Source organism: Streptomyces misionensis, assembly GCF_007896895.1.
GTDB lineage: Bacteria > Actinomycetota > Actinomycetes > Streptomycetales > Streptomycetaceae > Streptomyces > Streptomyces misionensis_A.
Window position 1 is genome coordinate 36417 of sequence record NZ_VOGW01000029.1, and the last position, 3602, is coordinate 40018.

Annotated in this window: 3 protein-coding genes and 2 pseudogenes; 3 read left to right on the forward strand and 2 right to left on the reverse strand. The window is 74.2% G+C overall.

All coding sequences use genetic code 11. From position 1 onward, the window contains the following. On the reverse strand, window positions 1-1048 hold a 1048-nt coding region (locus FRZ03_RS04995; protein ID WP_146463920.1), incomplete at its 3' end, for a hypothetical protein. A 187-nt stretch (window positions 1049-1235) separates the two neighbouring features. Between FRZ03_RS04995 and FRZ03_RS05000 the strand changes: the two genes are divergently transcribed. The 3 genes and pseudogenes from FRZ03_RS05000 to FRZ03_RS05010 all read left to right on the forward strand — a co-directional run. Then, window positions 1236-2075 (forward strand): Nif3-like dinuclear metal center hexameric protein, encoded by an 840-nt coding sequence (locus FRZ03_RS05000; RefSeq protein WP_146463905.1) that lies wholly within the window; start codon window positions 1236-1238, stop codon window positions 2073-2075. Window positions 2076-2088: 13 nt separating this feature from the next. Continuing rightward, complete coding sequence (locus tag FRZ03_RS05005) at window positions 2089-2832, forward strand: zinc ribbon domain-containing protein (RefSeq protein ID WP_146463906.1); 744 nt, start codon at window positions 2089-2091, stop codon at window positions 2830-2832. A gap of 12 nt (window positions 2833-2844) precedes the next feature. Next, window positions 2845-3295, forward strand: a pseudogene (locus tag FRZ03_RS05010) (reverse transcriptase-like protein); the annotation flags it as partial. Window positions 3296-3483: 188 nt separating this feature from the next. Here FRZ03_RS05010 and FRZ03_RS41400 read toward each other — a convergent pair. Next, window positions 3484-3567, reverse strand: a pseudogene (locus FRZ03_RS41400) (DUF969 domain-containing protein); the annotation flags it as partial. Window positions 3568-3602 lie beyond the last annotated feature (35 nt).

The window sequence follows — 3602 nt, forward strand, 5'->3', positions numbered from 1 at the left end:
CCGCCGGCCGTTCCGCGCGCGGGTCGCGCTCGGGCATCCGCAGCTCCGCCACTGCGCACGGCGTCTCCCGGGTGGCGTACGGCAGCCGCAGCACCCCTTCGTGGGTCCACAGCCCCGCGCCGGTCAACCAGCCCTTGGGCGCGGGGAGATGCCGCACCCGGCGCTCGGCCGGCCGCCACAGGCCCACCCAGGTGCCCACCGGGCCGTCGATGCGCAGCGCCACCGCGCAGGCCTCCGGTTCCAGCAGCTGCCCCGGCTGGATCGCGAACGGCACCGCCGTACACTCCGGCAGCCGCAGCGACGTGGGAAAACGCACCGGCAGGGTGGAGCCGAGGACGCCCCAGCCCAATCGTTCCTGCCCCGGCGAGGGGGCGTCCGAGGAGATCAGCAGCAGCCCGCTGTCGAGATCGGCCAGCAGCAGCCGGTCGTCGCTGTCCGGCGCGATCTGGAGCAGCGGCGAGACCTGGCCCAGCTCCAGATCCACCACGACCGTCTTGGTGCGGCCCTCCAGCTCCCGGTCCAGCGCCAGCAGCCGCCCGGCGCGGTCCAGCCAGACCCCGCCCGAGCAGCGCCCCGGCACCTCGGCGAGCCGCACCGGACCGTACGCCCCGCCCGCCACCTGCCACACCACGCTGGAGCGCGCGCCCACCGAGAGGGCGTACGCCCGCGCGCCCCCCGGCGCCGGGGGCAGCAGGGCGAGCCGGGTGCCGGGCGCCGCGCACTCCATCGCGCCCAGCGGCAGCTCCCCGGTGCCGGGCCCGGTCGGGTACAGCAGCGCGAAGAGGTGCCGCCGCGCCGCCCTCCGGTGGATCAGGACCCGGCCGTCGCCCAGCGGCTGCACCTCGGTGCCGGGCTCCTCCGGCTGGTGGCCGGGCAGCGGCACCGCGTACGGCTCCGGGCCGTCCAGCGTCCAGCGCTCCGGGAACCAGGAGTCACCGTCCCGCGCGAGCCGGGCGGCGTACGCGCCGTCCGCCGTGAGCACGCAACCGCGACCCGGCGAGCGGTCGTCCTCGCCGGTGGACGGGGATTCGATGGCACAGACCGTCATCGTTCGGTCACCTCCGGCGACGAAGGTAGTTTTCCGGACACGGCCGCGCGGGGGGCCGGCCGCCGCTTCACACATACGGGTGGCGCAGAAGCGATTCCTCCGAGGAAGCGGCGACGACTGTGCTGCGCGCGGGGCGGGACCGGCGGATGCGGTTCAGCCCCGCCGAACAGCCAGGTAGCCTTTTCTCGTGCCCCGTCTGTCTGAAGTCATCGCCGCGCTGGAGAACCTGTGGCCCGCCGAGCGGGCCGAGTCCTGGGACGCGGTCGGCACGGTCGTGGGCGATCCCGACCAGGAGGTCACCCGGGTCCTGTTCGCCGTCGACCCCGTGCGGGAGATCGTCGACGAGGCGGTGCGGCTCGGCGCCGACCTGCTCGTCACCCACCACCCGCTCTATCTGCGGGGCACGACCACGGTCGCGGCCTCGCACTTCAAGGGCCGGGTCGTCCACACGCTGATCAAGAACGACATCGCGCTGCACGTCGCCCACACCAACGCCGACACCGCCGACCCGGGCGTCTCCGACGCCCTCGCGGGCGCGCTCGACCTGCGGGTCGTACGCCCCCTCGTGCCGGACCCCACCGATCCGAACGGCCGTCGGGGCCTCGGCCGGGTGTGCGCCCTCGACCACCCGCTCACGCTGCGGGAGCTGGCCGGGCGCGCCGCCGAGCGGCTGCCCGCCACCGCGCAGGGCATCCGGGTGGCCGGCGACCCCGAGGCCGTCATCCGCACCATCGCCGTCAGCGGCGGCTCGGGCGACAGCCTCTTCGACCAGGTCAGGGCGGCCGGGGTGGACGCCTTCCTCACCGCCGACCTGCGCCACCACCCGGCCTCCGAGGCCGTCGCGCACAGTCCGCTCGCGCTGCTCGACGCCGCGCACTGGGCCACCGAGTGGCCCTGGTGCGAACTGGCCGCCGGCCAGCTCGACGAGATCTCCGACCGCCACGGCTGGGACCTCCGCGTCCACGTCTCCACGACGGTCACCGACCCCTGGACCGCCCACGCGGCGTCCTCCGTCACCACTAGCTAATGGGAGCCCCCAACTGAACGCCGCGCCCGCCGACCAGATCCGACTCCTCGACGTCCAGGCCCTCGACGTCCGCCTGCAGCAGCTCGCGCACAAGCGGAGGTCCCTGCCCGAGCACGCCGAGATCGAGTCGCTGACCAAGGACCTCACCCAGCTGCGCGACCTGCTCGTGGCCGCGCAGACCGAGGAGAGCGACTGCGCCCGCGAGCAGACCAAGGCCGAGCAGGACGTCGACCAGGTGCGCCAGCGCGCCACCCGCGACCAGCAGCGGCTCGACTCCGGCGCCGTCACCTCGCCCAAGGACCTCGCCAACCTCCAGCACGAGATCACCTCGCTCGCCAAGCGCCAGGGCGACCTGGAGGACGTGGTCCTGGAGGTCATGGAGCGCCGCGAGTCCGCGCAGGAGCGGGTGAACGAGCTGACCGAGCGGGTCGCCTCCGTCCAGTCGAAGATCGACGACGCGAGCGGGCGCCGGGACGCCGCGTTCGAGGAGATCGACCGCGAGGCCGCGGCGGTGACGAAGGAGCGCGAGGTCGTGGCGGCCGCCGTCCCCGCGGACCTGCTCAAGCTGTACGACAAGCTGCGCGAGCAGCAGGGCGGTATCGGCGCGGCGAAGCTGTACGCGCGCACCTGCCAGGGCTGCCGCCAGGAGCTGGCCATCACCGAGCTGAACGAGGTCCGCGCGGCGGCGCCCGACACGGTGGTGCGCTGCGAGAACTGCCGCCGGATCCTGGTGCGCACGGCCGAGTCGGGCCTGTAGGGGGCGCACGGCGTGCGGGAGTTCATCGTCGAGGCGGACGGCGGGTCACGGGGCAACCCGGGGCCCGCGGGCTACGGAGCGGTGGTCCGCGACGCGGCGACGGGCCGAACGCTGCTGGAGGCGGCCGAGTACCTCGGCTTCGCCACCAACAACGTCGCCGAGTACCGGGGCCTCCTGGCCGGCCTGCGCGCCGCCCGCACCCTGGACCCCACCGCGCGGGTCCACGTCCGGATGGACTCCAAGCTGGTCATCGAGCAGATGTCGGGCCGCTGGAAGATCAAGCACCCGGCGATGAAGCCACTGGCGACCCAGGCCCGCGAGGTGTTCCCGGCGGACCGGGTCAGCTACGAGTGGATCCCCCGCGCCGAGAACAAACACGCCGACCGCCTGGCCAACGAGGCGATGGACGCGGGGGCGCGCGGCGAGCAGTGGTCCGCGACGACGTCGACGGCGGAGCTGGACGTGGCGGACGTGGAGGTACGCGCGGGGGAGCCGGGGATGGCTGATGTGGATGCGCGTCCGGGAGAGTCGGGGGTGGCTGACGTGGATGCGGATGCGGATGCGCATGCGCATGCGGACGCGGGTGCTGGTGGGGCCGAAGGCGGCCGTGACCTGCCGGACCAGCAGGTAGACGGTGAGGAAGCGGCCGGCGCTGAGACTGCCGAGACGGCCTATGAGGTTGGGGGCCTGTTCACGCAGGCCGTAGCGCTCCAGGAGGCCGATCACGGGGAGCACGATGGCGAAGACGGTGACCGAGCGGCTGTCGGCGA